We start from the raw sequence: 18,708 nt of genomic DNA on the forward strand, positions 1-18,708 counted from the left end.
CAGACACACCGAGGGCGCCCAGGGAAACCCCGGACGCCCTCGGCGCAGTACACCAACCGGTCAGCTCTTCTTCGCCGACCCGGCCCCATCCTTGGAGTCCTCGGACTCACCAGCCCCCTCGTCCGCGCCGGCGGAATCAAGGGAATCAGCCGAACCGCCCTCCGCAGGAGAAGAAGCGTCCTCCCCCTTCTCCTCACCATCAGCCCCACCGCCGGAGGCAGAAGCACCCGGCTCCACAACGTCCTCCCGCCCAGGCCGCGCCCGCGCGGACAGCACGATGTACACCACCGCCAGCAGGAACACCAGAATCGCGGTCCAGTTGTTCAGCCGCAGCCCCAGAATCTCGTGCGCCTCGTCGACCCGCATGTACTCGATCCAGAACCGCCCCGCGCAGTACGCGGCGACATACAGCGCGAACGCCCGCCCGTGCCCGAGCTTGAAGCGACGGTCGGCCCAGATCACGAGCACCGCGACACCGACGCACCACAGCGACTCGTACAGGAACGTCGGGTGGTACGTGCCCGGGACCCGCCCGTCGGAGGAGGAGGTGATCTCCACCGCCCACGGCAGGTCGGTCGCCCGCCCGTACAGCTCCTGGTTGAACCAGTTGCCCCAGCGCCCGATCGCCTGCGCGAGGGCGATGCCCGGCGCGACGGCGTCGGCGTAGGCGGGCAGCGCGATGCCCCGCCGGCGGCAGCCGATCCACGCGCCCAGCGCACCGAAGGCGATCGCGCCCCAGATGCCGAGGCCGCCCTCCCAGATCTTGAAGGCGTCCACCCAGTCACGGCCCTCGCTGAAGTACAGCTGGTAGTCCGTGATCACGTGGTAGAGCCGGCCGCCGATCAGGCCGAAGGGCACCGCCCAGACAGCGATGTCGGCCACCGTGCCGGCCCGCCCGCCCCGGGCGACCCAGCGCTTGTTGCCGAGCCAGACGGCGACGAAGACACCGATGATGATGCAGAACGCATAGCCGCGCAGCGGAACGGGGCCGAGGTACAGCACCCCGCTCGACGGGCTGGGAATGTAGGCAAGTTCCATGGCAGGGTCGACGCTACCGTGCCGGACCGGCCACGCGGCGGGCGGCCCGGCAACGGCTCCATAACGGGAACTCCGGAGTTCCCCGGGAAACCCGCGCTACTCCTTGTTGGTCTCCTGCACCATCTGCTTCAGCTTCTCGGGGGTCAGCGAGCTGTCCTGGTAGATGTTCCTGCCGTCGAGCAGCACGGTCGGTGTGCCGCTGAAGTTGCCCTTCTGGAACGCCTCGTTGGACTTGGCGACCCAGCTGTTGTGCGTGCCCTCCTCGACGCAGGCGCGGAAGGCGGGGGTGTCGAGGCCCTCCACCTTCTCGGCCAGCTCGATCAGCTTGTCCTTGTCGGCGAAGGCGTCGTCGCTCTCCATCGGCTGGTTCGCGAACAGCACGTCGTGGTACTCGGTGAACTTCCCGGCGTCCTGGGCGCAGGCGGCGGCGTTGGCCGAGTCGCGGGAGCCGGTGCCGCCCATGGCGCCGTCGATCAGTGTGACCAGGTGGTACTCCACCTTCAGCTGGCCGGCGTCGGTCAGCTCGTGGATGGTGGGGCTGTAGACCTGCTCGAAGGACTTGCAGGCCGGGCAGCGGAAGTCCTCCCACACCGTGAGCGTCGCCTTGGCGCTCGGCTTGCCGACCGGGATGACGGTGCCGTCCTTGCCGAGGGCGCCCGAGGGCGCCACGACCGGGCCCGCCGCCTCGCTCTCGCTGTCGTCGCCCCCGGAGTTGGCCGCGACGACGCCGATCACCGCCGCGAGCCCCAGGACACAGACCACGCTCGCGCCCACGATCAGGGCGCGGCGTCGCTTCTCCGCCGACTTCTGCTTCTCGCGCTCGACCGCCAGCCGCTCCCGGGCGGTGCGCTTTCCCTCACGGTTCTTCTCGCTCACACCCCGCAGAACGAACCGGGGAGGCGCTCAGCGCCTCCCCGGCCCCAGGTCCACCCGTACGAGGGACCTGTATGACTACCTGCCTGATGCCCGCCGGGTCACACCTGGCCGCGTACGCCCTTGGCGAGGTCCCCGGCGAGCGCGCGGACGGCCTCGACACCGGCCGCGTCGTCGGGGGCGTCCAGCATCCGCTTGACGAAGGCCGAGCCGACGATCACACCGTCGGCGAAGCGGGCGACCTCGGCGGCCTGGGCGGGGTTGGAGACGCCCAGACCGACGCAGACCGGGAGGTCGGTGGTGGCGCGGGTGCGCCGTACCAGGTCCTCGGCCTGCGCGCCGACCGACTCGCGGGTGCCGGTGACGCCCATCAGGGAAGCGGCGTAGACGAAGCCGCTGCCGGCCGCGGTGATCTCGGCGAGCCGCCCGTCCTTGCTGCTGGGGGCGACCACGAAGACCGTGGCGAGCCCGTGCTTCTCCGCGTGCTCCCGCCACAGCGCCGACTCCTGCACGGGCAGGTCGGGCAGGATGCAGCCGGCGCCGCCCGCCTCGGCGAGCTCGGCGGTGAACCGCTCGACGCCGTAGCGGTCGATGGGGTTCCAGTAGGTCATGACGAGGATCGGCTTGCCGGTGGCCGCGTGCGCCTCGCGGACCGTGCGCATCACGTCGGCGATCCTCACGCCGCCGCGCAGCGCGATGTCGTCGGCGGTCTGGATGACCGGGCCGTCCAGGACGGGGTCGCTGTGCGGCAGACCCACCTCGACGACGTCGGCGCCGCCCTCCAGGGCGGCCTTGACCGCCTCGATGCCGCCGTCCACGGTCGGGAACCCGGCCGGGAGGTAGGCGATGAGGGCGGAGCGGCCCTCGGACCTGGCCGCGGCGAGGGTCTCGTCCAGCAGCCGCACGTTCCCGCTCACTTGGCGTCCCCCTCGATCTCGGCGGTACCGGCCTCGTCGGCGGCGACCTCGGCGTCGGTGTCGTACAGCCCGAAGTAGCGGGCGGCGGTGTCCATGTCCTTGTCGCCGCGGCCGGACAGGTTGACCACGATCAGCCCGTCCCCGCCCAGCTCCTTGCCGACCTCCAGGGCGCCGGCGAGGGCGTGCGCGCTCTCGATGGCCGGGATGATGCCCTCGGTGCGCGACAGCAGGCGCAGGGCCTGCATGGCGGCGTCGTCGGTCACCGCGCGGTACTCGCCGCGGCCGCTGTCCTTGAGGAAGGAGTGCTCGGGTCCGATGCCCGGGTAGTCCAGTCCGGCCGAGATGGAGTACGGCTCGGTGATCTGGCCCTCGTCGTCCTGGAGGACGTAGGACCGGGAGCCGTGCAGGATGCCGGGCTCACCGGCGGTGAGGGTGGCCGCGTGCTCGCCGGTCTCGACCCCGTGCCCGGCGGGCTCGCAGCCGATGAGGCGGACGTCCGCGTCGGGGATGAAGGCGTGGAACAGGCCGATGGCGTTGGAGCCGCCGCCGACGCAGGCGATCGCGGCGTCGGGCAGCCGTCCGGCCCGCTCCAGGAGCTGGCGGCGGGCCTCCACGCCGATGACGCGGTGGAAGTCGCGGACCATCGCCGGGAAGGGGTGCGGTCCCGCGACCGTGCCGAAGAGGTAGTGGGTGCGGTCGACGTTGGCGACCCAGTCGCGGAACGCCTCGTTGATCGCGTCCTTGAGGGTGCGGCTGCCCGACTTCACGGCGATGACCTCGGCGCCGAGCATGCGCATCCGGGCCACGTTCAGGGCCTGGCGCTGCGTGTCGATCTCGCCCATGTAGATCGTGCAGTCGAGACCGAACAGGGCGCAGGCGGTGGCGGTGGCCACGCCGTGCTGTCCGGCGCCGGTCTCGGCGATGACGCGGGTCTTGCCCATGCGCTTGGTGAGCAGGGCCTGGCCGAGCACGTTGTTGATCTTGTGCGAGCCGGTGTGGTTCAGGTCCTCGCGCTTGAGGAAGACGCGGGCTCCGCCGGCGTGCTCGGCGAAACGGGGGACCTCGGTGAGCGCGCTCGGGCGGCCGGTGTAGTGGGCCAGGAGGTCGTCGAGTTCCCGGGCGAACTCGGGGTCGGACTTGGCCTTGTCGTACTCGACGGCGACCTGGTCGACCGCGGCGACGAGGGCCTCGGGGATGAACTTGCCGCCGTACGCCCCGAAGTAGCCTTCGGGGCTGGGGGTCCGGCCCTCCGGGTCGGGGAGGAAAAAGGTGCTGGGCATGCGTGTACCTCACGGTGAGTGTGTGTCGGGCACGTGTCGCCGTGGGGGCGGGGTGGTCGGTCGGCTACCGGCCCGTCGTGGCCGGTCGCGCCCGCGCGGCGGAGCCGCACATCGGTAGAGCCCCGCGCCCCCGAAAGGCGGGGCGCTGCCATCGCATGCCGTTGACCTGCCCGGGTTCGTCCCCGATCACGTACCGGACCCGGCGGCCGTGCACCCTGCGGGCGGGTGCGCGGCAGCCTCGGGGGCGGCAGCCGGGTGCGAGGCGGGAGAGGGTCATCGGTGTCAGCCTATCGGGGACCGGTCAGCCGCGGCCGTGGCGGAGGGCCGGGTGTTCGCCCGCTGCCACCAGGTCGGAGACGGCCGTCTTCGGGTCCTTGCCGGTGACCAGGGACTCGCCGACCAGGACGGCGTCGGCGCCCGCGTTGGCGTAGGCGATGAGGTCGTGCGGGCCGCGCACACCGGACTCGGCGACCCGGACCAGGTGGGCGGGGATCTCCGGGGCGACCCGCTCGAAGGTGCCGCGGTCGACCTCGAGGGTCTTGAGGTTGCGCGCGTTGACGCCGATGACCTTGGCGCCCGCGTCGACCGCGCGCTCGACCTCGTCCTCGTCGTGGACCTCGACGAGCGGGGTGAGCCCGATGGACTCGGCGCGCTCGATCAGCGACTCCAGGGCCGCCTGGTCGAGGGCCGCCACGATCAGCAGCGCCAGGTCGGCGCCGTACGCGCGGGCCTCCCAGAGCTGGTACGAGGTGACGATGAAGTCCTTGCGCAGCACCGGGATGTCCACGCGCGCGCGGACGGCCTCCAGGTCGGCCAGCGAGCCGCCGAAGCGGCGCTCCTCGGTGAGCACGGAGATGACGGACGCGCCGCCCGCCTCGTAGTCGGCGGCCAGTCCGGCCGGGTCGGCGATCGCGGCCAGCGCGCCCTTGGACGGGCTGGAGCGCTTGACCTCGCAGATCACCTTGACGCCGTCGCCGCGCAGGGCGGCCACGCCGTCCTTGGCCGCGGGGGCCTTCGCCACGCGCTCCTTGAGCTCGTCGAGGCTCACACGCGCCTGCCGCTCCGCGAGGTCGGCACGGACTCCGTCGATGATCTCGTCGAGCACACTCACGCGAGCGGCCCCCTTCCTGACGGTCGGTCTTGGATGGTCACTGCGATGGTAGCCGGAGCAGGGCGTACGCCTCACATCCGGTTGACACCGGTCCCTCCCCCACCCTCGAACCAGCTTCGCACGGCTCGGGCGGGAGGTGCCCCCACGCTGGACATTCCTGGATGATCAAGGATGCAACCAGCCGCCGAACGGCAGGTTCCGGACAACGGTGAAGACCAGCAGCAGCGCTCCCAGGGACCACAGGAGCACCGGGGGCGGGTCGATCCGCGGGGGCGGTCCGCCACGCACCGCGCGGGCCACCCAGACGGTCCACAGCACGGCGAAGGCCGCGTAGCCGAGGACGGCGGGGGCGTTGGCCTGGAGGGCGGCCGTCAGGTCGCCGTGGGCGACGGCGTGCGCGCTGCGCAGTCCGCCGCAGCCGGGGCAGTACAGGCCGGTGAGGTGCAGCAGCGGGCAGACGGGGTAGTGGCCGGGCTCGTTGGGGTCCACGGCACCGACGTAGACGAAGGCTCCGGCGACGACGGCGAGGATCCCGGCGGGGACGGCCAGCCGGGCCGCCCTGCCGCCGCGGGGCACGCTGGGGCTGGGGGCGTTCACGTGGTGCATTGTGCCCCGGAAACGGGTCAGGGGCGGTCCGGGCTCCGCCGTGCGGGCCCCCGCCCCTGACCGGAGTGCCGGGTGGTGCTCAGCCCTGGGCGCCGGCCGGGGCGCGGTCGCCGGTGGTCCGGTGCACGGGGTGGTTGCTCTTCGGCTGGCCCATGCCCATCGAGCGCATGATGAAGCCGACGAGGCCACCGAGGAGTACGACGCCCATGCTCGCCCAGAAGCCCACCGGCTGGTCCATCACCATGAACGCGCCCGCGGCGCAGAAGCCGATGAAGGCGATGATGACACCGGTCCAGGCGGCCGGGGTGTGACCGTGGTTGCTGCCCGCCATTGCATGCTCCTCGTTGCTGTGTACGTGTCTGAGCAGGGCGCTCCCGCTCATTGTCCCGCATGCGCCCACCCGCCGTACGTCGGGGTGGCGCGGGAGGGGGTCGCACAGCCCGGCGCTCGTGGGGCGCTACGCGCCGGTGGGGTCCTCGCCCCGGTCGAGCGCCTTCCAGAGATCCTCGGGCCGGTCGGGGTCGGCCGCCGCGGCCTGCTTCCGGCGCGGCCGCGCCTGTGCCCCGTCCCGCTCGTAGCGGCCGGACATCGCCGGCCACAGCCTCCCGTACCGCAGCGCCAGCAGCCCCGCCACCAGCAGCAGCACACCGCCCGCGACGGCGACGTACGGCCACGCCGTGTGGCTGAGGGCCTCCACCGTCGCCGAGGTGTCGCCGGACGCCTTCGCCGCCTGTTCGTCCAGGGCCGCACGGTCCGACGCCCCGAGCAGCGCCGCCGCGATCGTGCCCGCCCCGGAGAGGGCGAGAAGGGTGGCGACGGCCAGGCGGCCGGCCCGGCGGACGGCGAACACGGCGACGAGCGCGGCCAGTCCCACGACGGCCAGGGCGGCCGGGACGCCGGTGACGTCGCTGCCCTTGGCCGTCAGGGGGAAGGGGCCGCCGGCCACGGTGATGGTGCCCTCCGACCACTGCTGCCGGGAGGCGAGCAGGGCCACGGCCGCGCCGAGGGCGCCGGACAGCAGGGCGACGGCGAGGCTGAGGCGGCCGGTCCGGGCGGAGCCGGCGGCCGGGGAACGGGGGGTGGGTACGGCAGTCACGACATCCACTATCGCCTGAACCCCGGGCGAACCGACACCCGGGGGTTCGTCCCGGGAGACTCAGGCCTTTCCGAGCCGGTTCGCCGTGTGGACGGCCCGCAGTACCGCCGCCGCCTTGTTGCGGCACTCGGTGTCCTCGGCGGCCGGGTCGGAGTCGGCGACGATCCCGGCGCCGGCCTGGACGTACGCGGTGCCGTCCCGGAGCAGGGCGGTGCGGATGGCGATGGCCGTGTCGGAGTCGCCGGCGAAGTCGAGGTAGCCGACGCAGCCGCCGTACAGTCCGCGCCGGGACGGTTCGAGTTCGTCGATGATCCGCATCGCGCGGGGCTTGGGCGCGCCGGAGAGCGTGCCGGCCGGGAAGCAGGCGGTGAGCACGTCGAAGGCGGTGCGGTCGCCGGTGACACGGCCGGTGACCGTGGACACGATGTGCATGACGTGCGAGTACCGCTCGATGGACATGAAGTCGACGACCTCGACGGAGCCGGGTTCGCAGACGCGTCCGAGGTCGTTGCGGCCCAGGTCGACGAGCATGAGGTGCTCGGCGCGCTCCTTGGGGTCGGCGAGGAGTTCGTCGGCGAGGGCCTGGTCCTCCTGGGGGGTGGCGCCGCGGTGCCGGGTGCCGGCGATGGGGTGGACCATCGCCTGTCCGTCCTCGACCTTCACCAGCGCCTCGGGGGACGAACCGACGACGTCGAAGCCGTCGAGGCGGAACAGGTACATGTACGGGGACGGGTTGGTGGCGCGCAGTACCCGGTAGACGTCGAGGGCGCTCGCCGTGCACGGCGTCTCGAACCGCTGCGAGGGCACGACCTGGAAGGCCTCCCCCGCGCGGATGCGTTCCTTGACGTCCTCGACGGCCGCGCGGAAGTCGGGGCCGCCCCACCGCGCGGTGTACTCGGGCAGTTCGGAGGGCGGCAGCACGGCGGGCGGCTGGGCCACCGCGCGGGTGAGGTCGGCCTCCATGGCGTCGAGGCGGGCCACGGCGTCGGCGTACGCCTCGTCGACGCCGGTCTCCAGGTCGTTGTGGTTGATCGCGTTGGCGATCAGCCGGACGGAGCCCTCCCAGTGGTCCATGACGGCGAGGTCGCTGGTGAGCAGCATGGTCAGCTCGGGCAGCTTCAGGTCGTCCCGCTCGCCGGGGCCGATCTTCTCCAGGCGGCGCACGATGTCGTAGCCGAGGTAGCCGACCATGCCGCCGGTGAAGGGCGGCAGGCCCAGGTCGTGGGCGAGGTCGCGCGGGGTGTGCAGGGCCTGGAGGGTGGCGCGCAGGGCGGTGAGCGGGTCGCCGCCCGTGGGGACGCCGACGGGCGGGGTGCCCTCCCAGTGCGCCCGTCCCCCGCGCTCGGTGAGGGTCGCGGCGCTGCGGACGCCGACGAAGGAGTAACGGGACCAGGAACGCCCGTTCTCCGCGGACTCGAGCAGGAAGGTGCCGGGGCGCTCTCCGGCGAGTTTGCGGTAGAGCGCGACCGGGGTGTCGCCGTCGGCGAGGAGCTTGCGGCTGACCGGGATGACCCGGCGGTCGGTGGCGAGCTTGCGGAACGTCTCGAGGTCCATGGCGGCAGACCTTACTGATCCACGGCGGGGGCGTGCGCCACCAGCACGTCGGCGTCGAAGCAGGTGCGCGCGCCCGTGTGGCAGGCGGCGCCGACCTGGTCGACCTTGACCAGCACGGTGTCGGCGTCGCAGTCCAGGGCGACCGACTTGACCCACTGGACGTGGCCGGAGGTGTCGCCCTTGACCCAGTACTCCCGGCGGCTGCGCGACCAGTAGGTGCAGCGGCCGGTGGTCAGCGTGCGGTGCAGCGCCTCGTCGTCCATCCAGCCCAGCATGAGCACCTCTCCGGTGTCGTACTGCTGGGCGATGGCGGGCAGGAGGCCGTCGGGGCTGCGCTTGAGCCGCGCGGCGATCTGCGGGTCGAGGGGGCCGGGCCGGGACGTACTGGTCATGCGGACCATTGTGCCGCGCGGGGGCGGGCGGGCCGGGGGCCTGTCCACTGGGCGGACCCGGCGGCCGGCCGTAGGCTGGCTGCATGTCGACCCATGCCAAGCGTGAACGACTCCTCCTGGCCGATCTGCTGGAGACCACGGGCCCGGAGGCCCCCACCCTGTGCGAGGGCTGGACGGCCCGGGACCTCGCCGCCCACGTGGTGGTGCGCGAGCGCCGCCCCGACGCGGCCGGCGGCATGCTGGTCAAGCAGCTCGCGCCGCGTCTGGAGCGGGTGATGGCGGAGTTCACCGCCAAGCCGTACGAGGAGCTGATCCAGCTGATCCGCACCGGTCCCCCGCGGTTCTCGCCCTTCTCGCTCAAGCAGGTCGACGAGCTGTCGAACATCGTCGAGTTCTACGTCCACACCGAGGACGTCCGCCGCGCCCAGCCCGAGTGGACGCCGCGCGAGCTGGACCCGGTGTTCCAGGACGCGCTGTGGTCGCGGCTGGAGCGGTCCGCGCGGCTGATGGGCCGCGGGGCCCCGGTGGGCCTGGTGCTGCGCCGGCCGGACGGCCGGACGGCGGTGGCGCACCGCGGGGCGCCCGTGGTCACGGTGACCGGGGAGCCGTCCGAGCTGGTGCTGTTCGCCTACGGGCGGCAGAGCGCGGCCGAGGTCGAGCTGGACGGCGACGAGAACGCGATCGCGAAGCTGCGCGAGTCCAAGCAGCTCGGCATCTGATCCGCACCCGAAAGGCGCAGCTCGTGATCAAAGTGGCCATGACGAGTGTGTACGTCGACGACGTGGCGAAGGCGCATGCCTTCTACACCGGCACCCTCGGCTTCGAGACCCGTACCCACATGGATCTGGGCGACGGCGTGCTGTTCGTGACCGTCGGGGCGCGCGACGGCGCACAGCGGGATCTGGAGCTCCTGCTGGAGCCCGGGCAGGGCCCCATCGCCGAGCCGTACCGGCGGGCGGTGCGGGAGGCGGGGCTGCCCGCGATCGTGTTCTCCGTGGACGACCTCCGCGCGGAGTACGAGCGGCTGCGCGGGGAGGGTGTCCACTTCGTCCAGGATCCGCGGGAGGAGGGCCCGGTGCTCGCGGCGGTCCTGGACGACACGGTGGGCAACCTGATCCAGCTGGCGCAGCCGACGGGCTGACCTCAGCGCACCGGGTGGCCGGCTCCCCGCAGGGTCTCCTTGACCTCGCCGATGCGCAGATCGCCGAAGTGGAAGACGGAGGCGGCCAGTACGGCGTCGGCGCCGGCCGCGACGGCGGGCGGGAAGTCGCCGAGCCGCCCGGCGCCGCCCGAGGCGATCACCGGGACGGTGACGTGCTTGCGGACGGCGGCGATCATCTCCAGGTCGTAGCCGTCCTTGGTGCCGTCGGCGTCCATGGAGTTCAGCAGGATCTCGCCGGCGCCGAGTTCGGCGGCCCGGTGCGCCCACTCCACGGCGTCGATGCCGGTGCCCTTGCGGCCGCCGTGCGTGGTGACCTCGAAGGACCCCGAGCCGGTGCGGCGGGCGTCCACGGACAGCACCAGGACCTGGCGGCCGAAGCGCTCGGCGATCTCGCGGATGAGCTCGGGGCGGGCGATGGCGGCGGTGTTGACGCCCACCTTGTCGGCGCCCGCGCGCAGCAGCCTGTCCACGTCCTCGGCGGTGCGGACGCCGCCGCCCACCGTCAGCGGAATGAACACCTGTTCGGCGGTGCGGCGCACCACGTCGTAGGTCGTCTCGCGGTTGCCGGACGAGGCGGTGATGTCGAGGAACGTCAGCTCGTCGGCGCCCTCGGCGTCGTACACCTTGGCCATCTCGACGGGGTCGCCCGCGTCGCGCAGGTTCTGGAAGTTGACGCCCTTGACGACCCGGCCGCCGTCCACGTCCAGGCAGGGGATGACTCGGACCGCCAGGGTCATGACTCCACGGCTCCTCTGAATGCTTCGAGTTCCACTGAGACCAGCACGCGCGAGTCGACGAAGCCCTCGACCACCAGCAGGGTGGTGACCGGGCGCACCGCGTCGAACAGTTCCTTGTGTGCGCGCCCGGCCGCGTCGACGTCCCGCGCGTGGGCGAGATGGAGGCGGGTGCGGATCACGGACTCGATACCGAGCCCGAACTCGCCGATCGCCTCCAGCGCGAGGGTGAAGGCCACCTTGGCCTGTTCGTACGGGTCGCCCTCCCCGTACAGGACCTCGCCCCGGAAGGCGGTCGTGCCCGCCACCAGGACGCGGTCGCCCGCCGCCACGGCGCGTGCGAAGCCGAGGGACTCCTCCCAGGGGCTTCCGCTCTGCACGCGCCGTACGGCATCGGACGTCATCGCACCGTGTCCTTCGTCACGACGTGGCCTCCAGGGCCTCTTCCAGGGTGAACGCCTTCGCGTAGAGGGCCTTGCCGACGATGGAGCCCTCGACGCCCAGCGGGACGAGCGCGGCGATGGCCCGCAGGTCGTCCAGCGAGGAGACGCCGCCGGAGGCGACGACCGGGCGGTCGGTGGCGGCGCAGACGTTCTTCAGCAGGTCCAGGTTGGGGCCCTGGAGGGTGCCGTCCTTGGCGATGTCGGTGACGACGTAGCGGGCGCAGCCCTCCTTGTTGAGGCGGTCCAGCGTCTCGTAGAGGTCGCCGCCGTCCCGGGTCCAGCCGCGTCCGCGCAGGGTGGTGCCGCGTACGTCGAGGCCGACGGCGATCCTGTCGCCGTGCTCGGCGATGACCTTGGCGACCCATTCGGGGGTCTCCAGGGCGGCGGTGCCGAGGTTGACGCGGGTGCAGCCGGTGGCGAGGGCGGCGGCGAGGGTGTCGTCGTCGCGGATGCCGCCGGACAGCTCGACCTTGATGTCCATGGCCCCGGTGACCTCGGCGATCAGCGCGCGGTTGTCGCCGGTGCCGAACGCGGCGTCGAGGTCGACCAGGTGCAGCCACTCGGCACCGGAGCGCTGCCAGGTGAGCGCGGCCTCCAGGGGGGAGCCGTACGACGTTTCCGTCCCGGACTCGCCGTGCACGAGGCGGACGGCCTGGCCGTCGCGGACGTCGACGGCGGGGAGGAGTTCGAGCTTGGCCATGTCTCTACAGGGTTCCGATCCAGTTGGTGAGGAGCTGGGCACCGGCGTCGCCGGACTTCTCGGGGTGGAACTGGGTGGCCCACAGGGCGCCGTTCTCGACCGCGGCCACGAAGGGCTTGCCGTGGGTGGACCAGGTCACCAGCGGGGCGCGCATCGCAGGGTTCGTCGTCTCCAGGGCCCAGTCGTGGACGGCGTAGGAGTGGACGAAGTAGAAGCGGGCGTCCGCGTCGAGGCCGGCGAACAGCTCCGATCCCTCCGGGACGTCCACGGTGTTCCAGCCCATGTGGGGCACGATCTCGGCACGGAGCGGTTCGACGGAGCCGGGCCACTCGTCGAGGCCCTCGCTCTCCACGCCGTGCTCGATGCCCCGCGCGAAGAGGATCTGCATGCCGACGCAGATGCCCATCACCGGGCGGCCGCCGGAGAGCCGGCGGTCGACGATCCAGTCGCCGCGCGCCTCCTTGAGGCCCTTCATGCAGGCGGCGAAGGCGCCGACGCCGGGCACCAGCAGCCCGTCGGCGTTCATGGCCGCGTCGAAGTCACGGGAGATCTCGACGTCGGCGCCCGCGCGGGCGAGGGCACGCTCGGCGGAGCGGACGTTGCCGAAGCCGTAGTCGAAGACCACGACCTTCTTGGTGGTGCTCAACGGCTCACACCTCCAGGTACAGCAGGCCCGTGCCGAGGCACATCGCGGCGCCGACGGAGAGCAGCACGATGAGGCCCCTGGGCATCTTCTGCTTGGCGAAGGAGATGATCCCGCCGACGAAGAACAGGCCGAGGACGATCAGGACGGTGGACAGACCGTTCATGGTCTACAGCGCGCCCTTCGTGGAGGGCAGGATGCCGGCCGCGCGGGGGTCGCGCTCGGAGGCGTACCGCAGGGCGCGGGCGAGGGCCTTGAACTGGCACTCCACGATGTGGTGCGCGTTGCGCCCGTAGGGCACGTGCACGTGCAGGGCGATCTGGGCCTGGGCGACGAAGGACTCCAGGATGTGCCGGGTCATCGTGGTGTCGTACTCGCCGATCATCGGCGCCATCTTCTCGGGCTCGGTGTGCACGAGGTAGGGGCGGCCGGACAGGTCGACGGTGACCTGGGCGAGGGACTCGTCCAGGGGGACCGTGCAGTTGCCGAAGCGGTAGATGCCCACCTTGTCGCCGAGCGCCTGCTTGAAGGCGGCGCCGAGCGCGAGGGCGGTGTCCTCGATGGTGTGGTGGGAGTCGATGTGCAGGTCGCCCTCGGTCTTCACCGTCAGGTCGAACAGACCGTGCCGGCCGATCTGGTCGAGCATGTGGTCGTAGAAGCCGACCCCGGTGGAGATCTCGGTCCTTCCGGTGCCGTCGAGGTCGATCTCGACGAGGACGGACGTTTCCTTGGTGGTGCGTTCCACGCGTCCTACGCGGGTCATGCGCTCTGCTCCTTCGGGGGTGCGGGGCTCTCCCCCGCGAAACTCTGCATGTCACGGACCGCGTCGAGGAACGCGTCGTTCTCGGCCGGGGTGCCCGCGGTGACCCGCAGCCATCCCGGCACACCGTTGTCCCGGACCAGGACGCCCCGGTCGAGGATCGTGCGCCATGCGGCGTGGGAGTCCTCGAACCGTCCGAACTGGACGAAGTTCGCGTCGGACTCGGTGACGTCGTAGCCGAGCGCGCGCAGTCCGGCGACCAGCCGGTCGCGCTCGGCCTTGAGCTGCTCGACGTACTTCAGCAGCGTGTCGGTGTGTTCCAGGGCGGCCAGCGCGGTCGCCTGGGTGATGGCGGACAGATGGTACGGCAGCCGCACCAGCTGGACGGCGTCGACGACCGCCGGGTGCGCGGCGAGGTAGCCGAGGCGCAGGCCCGCCGCGCCGAACGCCTTCGACATGGTGCGGGAGATCACCAGGTTCGGGCGTCCGTCGAGCAGCGGGAGCAGCGAGCCGCCGTGGCTGAACTCGATGTACGCCTCGTCGACGACCACCATCGACGGCCCGGCCGCCTGGGCGGCCTCGTACAGCGCGACGACGGTCCGCGCGGGGACCGCGGTGCCGGTGGGGTTGTTGGGGGTGGTGACGAAGACGACGTCGGGCCGGTGCTCGGCGATCGCCTTCTCGGCGGCGGCGAGGTCGATGGTGAAGTCCTCATGGCGCGGACCGGAGATCCAGCCGGTGCCGGTGCCGCGTGCGATGAGGCCGTGCATCGAGTACGACGGCTCGAACCCGATCGCGGTGCGGCCCGGTCCGCCGAAGGTCTGCAGCAGCTGCTGGATGACCTCGTTGGAGCCGTTGGCCGCCCACACGTTCTCGGGGCCGACCGGGTGGCCGGCCGTCTTCGTCAGGTACGCGGCCAGCTCGGTGCGCAGCTCGACCGCGTCCCGGTCGGGGTAGCGGTTGAGGTTCCGGGCGGCCTCGCGGACCCGTTCGGTGATCCGCTCGACCAGCGGTCCGGGCAGCGGGTAGGGGTTCTCGTTGGTGTTCAGCCGTACGGGGACGTCCAGCTGGGGCGCGCCGTAGGGGGACTTGCCGCGCAGCTCGTCCCGTACGGGGAGATCGTCGATGCCTGTCACTTGCCGTCCGGAACCTTCCCATCGAACCGGGCCTTGATCGCCGCGCCGTGCGCGGGCAGGTCCTCCGCCTCCGCCAGCGTGACCACGTGGTGCGCGACCTCGGCCAGTGCGTCCCGCGTGTAGTCGACGATGTGGACGCCGCGCAGGAAGGACTGGACGGACAGGCCCGAGGAGTGGCAGGCGCAGCCGCCGGTGGGCAGGACGTGGTTGGAGCCGGCCGCGTAGTCGCCGAGGGAGACCGGGGACCAGGGGCCGATGAAGATCGCGCCCGCGTTGCGCACCCGGTCGGCGAGCGCGGCGGCGTCGGCGGTCTGGATCTCCAGGTGCTCGGCGCCGTAGGCGTCGACGACGCGCAGGCCCTCGTCGAGGCCGTCGACCAGGACGATGGCGGACTGGCGGCCGGAGAGGGCCGGAACGATCCGCTCGTCGCTGTGCTTGCTGGCCGCGACCTGCGGCTTCAGCTCCTGCTCGACGGCGTCCGCGAGTTCCGCGGAGTCGGTGACCAGGACGGCGGCGGCCAGCGGGTCGTGCTCGGCCTGGCTGATCAGGTCGGAGGCGACGTGCACCGGGTCGGCGGTGGAGTCCGCGAGGATCGCGATCTCGGTCGGGCCGGCCTCGGCGTCGATGCCGATCCTCCCGGTGAAGTAGCGCTTGGCGGCGGCGACCCAGATGTTGCCGGGGCCGGTGACCATGTTCGCGGGCGGGCAGGACTCGGTGCCGTACGCGAACATCGCGACGGCGGTGGCGCCGCCGGCCGCGTAGACCTCGTCCACGCCGAGCAGGGCGCAGGCGGCGAGGATGGTCGGGTGCGGCAGCCCGCCGAAGTCGGCCTGGGCCGGGGAGGCGAGCGCGAGGGACGGGACGCCGGCCTCCTGGGCGGGCACCACGTTCATGATCACGGAGGACGGGTAGACGGCCCGGCCGCCCGGCGCGTAGAGACCCACGCGGTCGACCGGCACCCACTTCTCGGTGACCGTGCCGCCGGGCACGACCTGGGTGGTGTGCGTGCTGCGGCGCTGCGCGCGGTGGACGAGCCGGGCGCGGCGGATGGACTCCTCCAGGGCCGCGCGCACGGCCGGGTCCAGCTCCTCCAGCGCACGCCGGAGGGCCGCCGCCGGCACCCTCACCCGGTCCAGCTTCACGCCGTCGAACCGCTCGGCGAAGTCGATCAGCGCCGCGTCGCCCCGATGATGCACGTCCTCGCAGATGGGCCGCACCTTCTCCAGGGCGGCCGCGACGTCGAAGTCGGCTCGGGGCAGCAGGGCGCGCAGGGCGGAACCCTCGGGGAGGGCGTCGCCGCGCAGATCGATTCGCGAGATCACGTGCTCAATTGTCTCAGACCCGCCCAGTGGGCCGTTCGCCCGTTCCACGGGCTGATACGTGGTGCCCGCGGTGACGGTCCGCACACGTTCCCGGAGATCCCCTTCACTTTCCGTGTTCAACGGGTCACTCCACCGGGCATCACCGGTTGTACGAAGGGACGAACCGACGAGTAGGTGAGGAGGAGGGGAGGTCCGTGACCCACGGGGTGGGACCGGGCGGCGACGAGCCGCCGGAGGACCTGACCGCCACGGAGGCCGGGATGTGGCAGGCCTTCCGCAACGGCAGCGTGTACGACCTGAGCAGCGGGGACACGGTCGTCGACGATCCGCACGGCGGGCATCCGTGGGGACCGGAGCGGACGGTCCGGGCGCGCGTGGTGTGCTGGCTGCTGCTGGACGGCCCGCCCGCGCTGGCCGGCCGGGTGTCGTCGCTGAAGCTGGTCGGGGTGCGGATCAGCGGCGTGCTCGATCTGGCCGGGGGCACGGTGGTGCCGTACTGGGAGATGCGCGGCTGCCGCTTCGAGCGGGACGTGCTGCTGCCGGAGGCGCGCTTCACGACCGTGCGGATGGTCGACTGCTCCGTACCGCGCCTGGAGGCGGCCCGGCTGCACACCGAGGGCGATCTGCATCTGCCGCGCTGCCGCTTCCTGGGCGGCATACGGCTGACCGACGCCCGGATCGGCACGGACCTGCTGCTCAACCAGGCGATCGTGCACCACGACCGCAGCGGCCGCTCGATAGCGGCGGACGGCATGACCGTCGGGCAGGACCTCCAGGCGGAGATGCTGGAGTCGCACGGCGAGCTGAGCCTGCGCAGCGCGACGATCGGTGTCTCGCTGAGCCTGCGCGGCGCCCGGCTGGGCAACCCGCACGCCCGGCTCGCGCTGAACGCGCCGCAGCTGACGGTGGAGCGCTCGCTGTATCTGACGCCGGCGGGCCTCGGTTCCCAGGCGCGCAGCGGGATGACGCCGGCGCGCGGGACCCGGATCCAGCGGTTCGAGTGCCGGGGCGGGGTGCGGCTGGACGACGGGCGGTTCGGTGACGCGGTCGACTTCGAGGGGGCCCGGTTCACGTTCACCGACGAGCAGGAGCTGTCGCTGCGCCGGGTGCAGACGCCGGAGCTGCGCTTCCTCGGGGAGCGGCCGGCGCGCGGCAGGGTGGTGCTGTCGGGGGCGCGGGTGGTGAACCTGATGGACCGCGCGGACAGCTGGCCGGGCCCCGGCCGGCTGCACATGGGCGGGTTCACCTACGAGAACCTGGTGCCGCGCGGGCCGTTCCCGCTGACGCTGCGGCTGCGCTGGGTGGACGTGGCGAGCGCCGAGTACAACCCGGAGCCGTACGAGCGGCTGGCCGCCGTGCTGCGGGAGGGCGGGGAGGACGAGCATGCCCGGGAGGTGCTGCTCGCCAAGCAGCGCCGCCGCCGGGAGAGCCTGCCGCTCGCGGCCAAGCTGTGGGGCTACGCGCAGGACTGGACGGTCGCCTACGGGTACCGCCCCGGCCGGGCGGCGGTGTGGATGGCGGTGCTGTGGGCGGCCGGTTCGCTGGCCTTCGCGCGCTCCGAGCCCCCGCCGCTGAAGAGCGGTGAGCATCCGGCGTGGAACCCGGCGCTGTTCGCGCTGGACCTGCTGCTGCCGGTGATCGACCTGGGGCAGGTGGGGTTCTGGCAGCTGCGCGGCGGCTGGCAGTGGCTGTCGGCGGCGTTCGTCCTGCTGGGCTGGATCCTGGCGACGACGGTCGCCGCGGGCGCGACCCGGACCCTGCGGCGCACCTAGTCGCTTTTTACCGGTCCTTGACCGATCCCCGTACAACTTTCCATGACTTCCGTGTGGGCTCTGGCGCCGCTGTGACCTGCGGTCTTTCAATGGTCGACACCATGGCTCTGCTGCACGCGTTCACCCGTACGTCCCGGGTGCGAGGAAAGTCGACGGGCGCCGCCTCCCCCGTCCCCGTGGTGCTGCCCGGCGACGACGAGGTGCTGCTCGACGCGCCCGACGACGTCCTGGGCCCGGCGCTGGTCGGCGCGGCGGACGGCGACCACGCGCCCGCCGCCGCGCTGCTGGCCGCCACCCGCCGCACGGAGGCCTGGGACCACCGCGACCGCTATGTGCGGCGGCTGGCCGCCTTCGCCCGCGCGCGTCCCGGATGGCTGGACACCTGGCGCGCCCTCGACCCGCACGATCCGGACGCCACGGTCGTGGACGCCCAGCGTGCCGTGGACCGCGCCTGGGACTCACCGGCGCGGGCCGAGCTGCTGCGCGAGGTGAGCCCGCTGATCACGGCCGCCGCCCGGGCGGACGGACGCGACCCGGTGCCCTGGCGGCTGGCCCTGGACCACGCCCGGGGCGCGCGGGCCGGCCACACCTACGTCGAGGAGCTGTGGGAGGCGGCCGTCCGGCGCGCCCCGCACCACCACGGCTGCCATGTGGCGGCCCTGCGCTACCTGGCGTCCTCCTGGCACGGCTCGCACCGGGAATGCTTCGACTTCGCCGACCGGGCCGCCCAGGACGCGCCGGAGAGCTCGCTCACGCAGGCGCTGCCGCTGCGGGCGGCGTTCGGCTACCTGACCGACGGCTGCGGTCCCGAGGTGCCGCGCGAACGGCTCGACGCGGCCGCCGACCGCGCCGCCGCCCTGTCCGCGCGGCTGCCCGCCGGCCAGTCCTGGCCCGCCGAGCTGCGCAATCTGCTGACGTACGTGCTCGTCCGGCTGGGACGCCGGCGGGACGCCCTGGAGCAGCTGCGGCTGACCGGCCCGTACGCCACGTCGTTCCCCTGGGACCGGGAGGCCGAGGACCCGCTCGGGCGGTTCCTGGAGGTGCGCCGGGGCGTGGTCGCCGCGGTCGCGTCCGGCTCCCCGGAGCCCGGGCCCGGCGGCCCCCGGCCGGCACCCGGCCGTCCGGGGAGCGGGCAGGGCGGACGACTCCGCTTCGGCGACCATTAGGCT

At 72.8% G+C, this 18,708-nt stretch carries 23 protein-coding genes; 4 read left to right on the plus strand and 19 right to left on the minus strand.

Going from position 1 to position 18,708, the window contains the following annotated elements:
• Positions 1 to 60: 60 nt before the first annotated feature.
• The 11 genes from lgt to hisI all read right to left on the minus strand — a co-directional run bounded on the left by lgt (position 61) and on the right by hisI (position 8,876).
• The gene (lgt, locus tag ACZ434_RS18055) at positions 61 to 1,038 is read right to left on the minus strand and encodes a prolipoprotein diacylglyceryl transferase (RefSeq protein WP_468456828.1); all 978 of its coding nucleotides are present in this window, start codon (positions 1,036 to 1,038) and stop codon (positions 61 to 63) included.
• A gap of 96 nt (positions 1,039 to 1,134) precedes the next feature.
• The gene (locus ACZ434_RS18060; protein WP_468456830.1) at positions 1,135 to 1,914 is read right to left on the minus strand and encodes a thioredoxin domain-containing protein; all 780 of its coding nucleotides are present in this window, start codon (positions 1,912 to 1,914) and stop codon (positions 1,135 to 1,137) included.
• 98 nt (positions 1,915 to 2,012) lie between these two features.
• A complete protein-coding gene (gene trpA / locus ACZ434_RS18065) occupies positions 2,013 to 2,828 on the minus strand; it encodes a tryptophan synthase subunit alpha (RefSeq protein ID WP_468456832.1) in 816 nt (271 codons plus the stop codon).
• Entirely contained in the window at positions 2,825 to 4,108 is a 1,284-nt protein-coding gene (gene trpB, locus ACZ434_RS18070) for a tryptophan synthase subunit beta (RefSeq protein ID WP_468456834.1), read from the minus strand. Before trpB ends, trpA begins: the two co-directional genes overlap by 4 nt.
• A gap of 64 nt (positions 4,109 to 4,172) precedes the next feature.
• Positions 4,173 to 4,385 carry a tryptophan biosynthesis modulator TrpM gene (trpM, locus tag ACZ434_RS18075; RefSeq protein WP_468456836.1) on the minus strand — a complete coding sequence of 71 codons (213 nt, stop codon included), beginning with the start codon at positions 4,383 to 4,385 and terminating at the stop codon, positions 4,173 to 4,175.
• Between the two features lie 24 nt (positions 4,386 to 4,409).
• Positions 4,410 to 5,219 carry an indole-3-glycerol phosphate synthase TrpC gene (gene trpC / locus ACZ434_RS18080; RefSeq protein ID WP_468456838.1) on the minus strand — a complete coding sequence of 270 codons (810 nt, stop codon included), beginning with the start codon at positions 5,217 to 5,219 and terminating at the stop codon, positions 4,410 to 4,412.
• 165 nt (positions 5,220 to 5,384) lie between these two features.
• Positions 5,385 to 5,825 (minus strand): DUF2752 domain-containing protein, encoded by a 441-nt coding sequence (locus ACZ434_RS18085; RefSeq protein WP_468456840.1) that lies wholly within the window; start codon positions 5,823 to 5,825, stop codon positions 5,385 to 5,387.
• A 79-nt stretch (positions 5,826 to 5,904) separates the two neighbouring features.
• Positions 5,905 to 6,156 carry an HGxxPAAW family protein gene (locus ACZ434_RS18090; protein ID WP_468456842.1) on the minus strand — a complete coding sequence of 84 codons (252 nt, stop codon included), beginning with the start codon at positions 6,154 to 6,156 and terminating at the stop codon, positions 5,905 to 5,907.
• A 126-nt stretch (positions 6,157 to 6,282) separates the two neighbouring features.
• A complete protein-coding gene (locus ACZ434_RS18095; protein WP_468456844.1) occupies positions 6,283 to 6,930 on the minus strand; it encodes a TIGR02234 family membrane protein in 648 nt (215 codons plus the stop codon).
• 51 nt (positions 6,931 to 6,981) lie between these two features.
• Positions 6,982 to 8,475 (minus strand): anthranilate synthase component I, encoded by a 1,494-nt coding sequence (locus ACZ434_RS18100; RefSeq protein ID WP_468456846.1) that lies wholly within the window; start codon positions 8,473 to 8,475, stop codon positions 6,982 to 6,984.
• 11 nt (positions 8,476 to 8,486) lie between these two features.
• Positions 8,487 to 8,876: a phosphoribosyl-AMP cyclohydrolase gene (gene hisI, locus ACZ434_RS18105; RefSeq protein ID WP_468456925.1), complete on the minus strand. Its 390-nt coding sequence runs from the start codon at positions 8,874 to 8,876 to the stop codon at positions 8,487 to 8,489.
• A gap of 74 nt (positions 8,877 to 8,950) precedes the next feature.
• Here hisI and ACZ434_RS18110 point away from each other — a divergent pair, with 74 nt between their 5' ends.
• Both ACZ434_RS18110 and ACZ434_RS18115 read left to right on the plus strand, forming a co-directional pair.
• Entirely contained in the window at positions 8,951 to 9,586 is a 636-nt protein-coding gene (locus ACZ434_RS18110; protein WP_468456848.1) for a TIGR03085 family metal-binding protein, read from the plus strand.
• Positions 9,587 to 9,609: 23 nt separating this feature from the next.
• Positions 9,610 to 10,008, plus strand: coding sequence for a VOC family protein (locus tag ACZ434_RS18115; protein WP_468456850.1), 399 nt, complete (start codon positions 9,610 to 9,612; stop codon positions 10,006 to 10,008).
• Positions 10,009 to 10,010: 2 nt separating this feature from the next.
• On the opposite strand, the gene hisF is transcribed toward ACZ434_RS18115, so the two are convergent.
• Genes hisF through hisD form a run of 8 tightly spaced genes read right to left on the minus strand, consistent with a single transcriptional unit; the run spans position 10,011 to position 15,767 of the window.
• Entirely contained in the window at positions 10,011 to 10,766 is a 756-nt protein-coding gene (hisF, locus tag ACZ434_RS18120) for an imidazole glycerol phosphate synthase subunit HisF (protein ID WP_468456852.1), read from the minus strand.
• Positions 10,763 to 11,167 carry a Rid family hydrolase gene (locus ACZ434_RS18125; protein ID WP_468456855.1) on the minus strand — a complete coding sequence of 135 codons (405 nt, stop codon included), beginning with the start codon at positions 11,165 to 11,167 and terminating at the stop codon, positions 10,763 to 10,765. The genes hisF and ACZ434_RS18125 overlap by 4 nt, the downstream gene beginning before the upstream one ends.
• A gap of 16 nt (positions 11,168 to 11,183) precedes the next feature.
• On the minus strand, positions 11,184 to 11,906 hold the full coding sequence (gene priA / locus ACZ434_RS18130; RefSeq protein ID WP_468456857.1) for a bifunctional 1-(5-phosphoribosyl)-5-((5-phosphoribosylamino)methylideneamino)imidazole-4-carboxamide isomerase/phosphoribosylanthranilate isomerase PriA: 723 nt from the start codon (positions 11,904 to 11,906) through the stop codon (positions 11,184 to 11,186).
• 4 nt (positions 11,907 to 11,910) lie between these two features.
• The gene (gene hisH, locus ACZ434_RS18135; RefSeq protein ID WP_468456859.1) at positions 11,911 to 12,552 is read right to left on the minus strand and encodes an imidazole glycerol phosphate synthase subunit HisH; all 642 of its coding nucleotides are present in this window, start codon (positions 12,550 to 12,552) and stop codon (positions 11,911 to 11,913) included.
• Between the two features lie 4 nt (positions 12,553 to 12,556).
• The gene (locus ACZ434_RS18140; protein WP_468456861.1) at positions 12,557 to 12,715 is read right to left on the minus strand and encodes a hypothetical protein; all 159 of its coding nucleotides are present in this window, start codon (positions 12,713 to 12,715) and stop codon (positions 12,557 to 12,559) included.
• 3 nt (positions 12,716 to 12,718) lie between these two features.
• Positions 12,719 to 13,312 (minus strand): imidazoleglycerol-phosphate dehydratase HisB, encoded by a 594-nt coding sequence (gene hisB, locus ACZ434_RS18145; RefSeq protein WP_468456863.1) that lies wholly within the window; start codon positions 13,310 to 13,312, stop codon positions 12,719 to 12,721.
• On the minus strand, positions 13,309 to 14,445 hold the full coding sequence (locus ACZ434_RS18150) for a histidinol-phosphate transaminase (protein ID WP_468456865.1): 1,137 nt from the start codon (positions 14,443 to 14,445) through the stop codon (positions 13,309 to 13,311). The genes hisB and ACZ434_RS18150 overlap by 4 nt, the downstream gene beginning before the upstream one ends.
• On the minus strand, positions 14,442 to 15,767 hold the full coding sequence (hisD, locus tag ACZ434_RS18155) for a histidinol dehydrogenase (RefSeq protein WP_468456867.1): 1,326 nt from the start codon (positions 15,765 to 15,767) through the stop codon (positions 14,442 to 14,444). The genes ACZ434_RS18150 and hisD overlap by 4 nt, the downstream gene beginning before the upstream one ends.
• Positions 15,768 to 15,961: 194 nt before the next feature.
• On the opposite strand from hisD, the gene ACZ434_RS18160 reads away from it, so the two are divergent.
• Both ACZ434_RS18160 and ACZ434_RS18165 read left to right on the plus strand, forming a co-directional pair.
• The gene (locus tag ACZ434_RS18160; RefSeq protein WP_468456869.1) at positions 15,962 to 17,539 is read left to right on the plus strand and encodes an oxidoreductase; all 1,578 of its coding nucleotides are present in this window, start codon (positions 15,962 to 15,964) and stop codon (positions 17,537 to 17,539) included.
• An 89-nt stretch (positions 17,540 to 17,628) separates the two neighbouring features.
• Positions 17,629 to 18,705 (plus strand): hypothetical protein, encoded by a 1,077-nt coding sequence (locus ACZ434_RS18165; RefSeq protein ID WP_468456871.1) that lies wholly within the window; start codon positions 17,629 to 17,631, stop codon positions 18,703 to 18,705.
• The last annotated feature ends 3 nt before the right edge of the window (positions 18,706 to 18,708 follow it).

The organism is Streptomyces sp. NPDC030893, assembly GCF_055571535.1.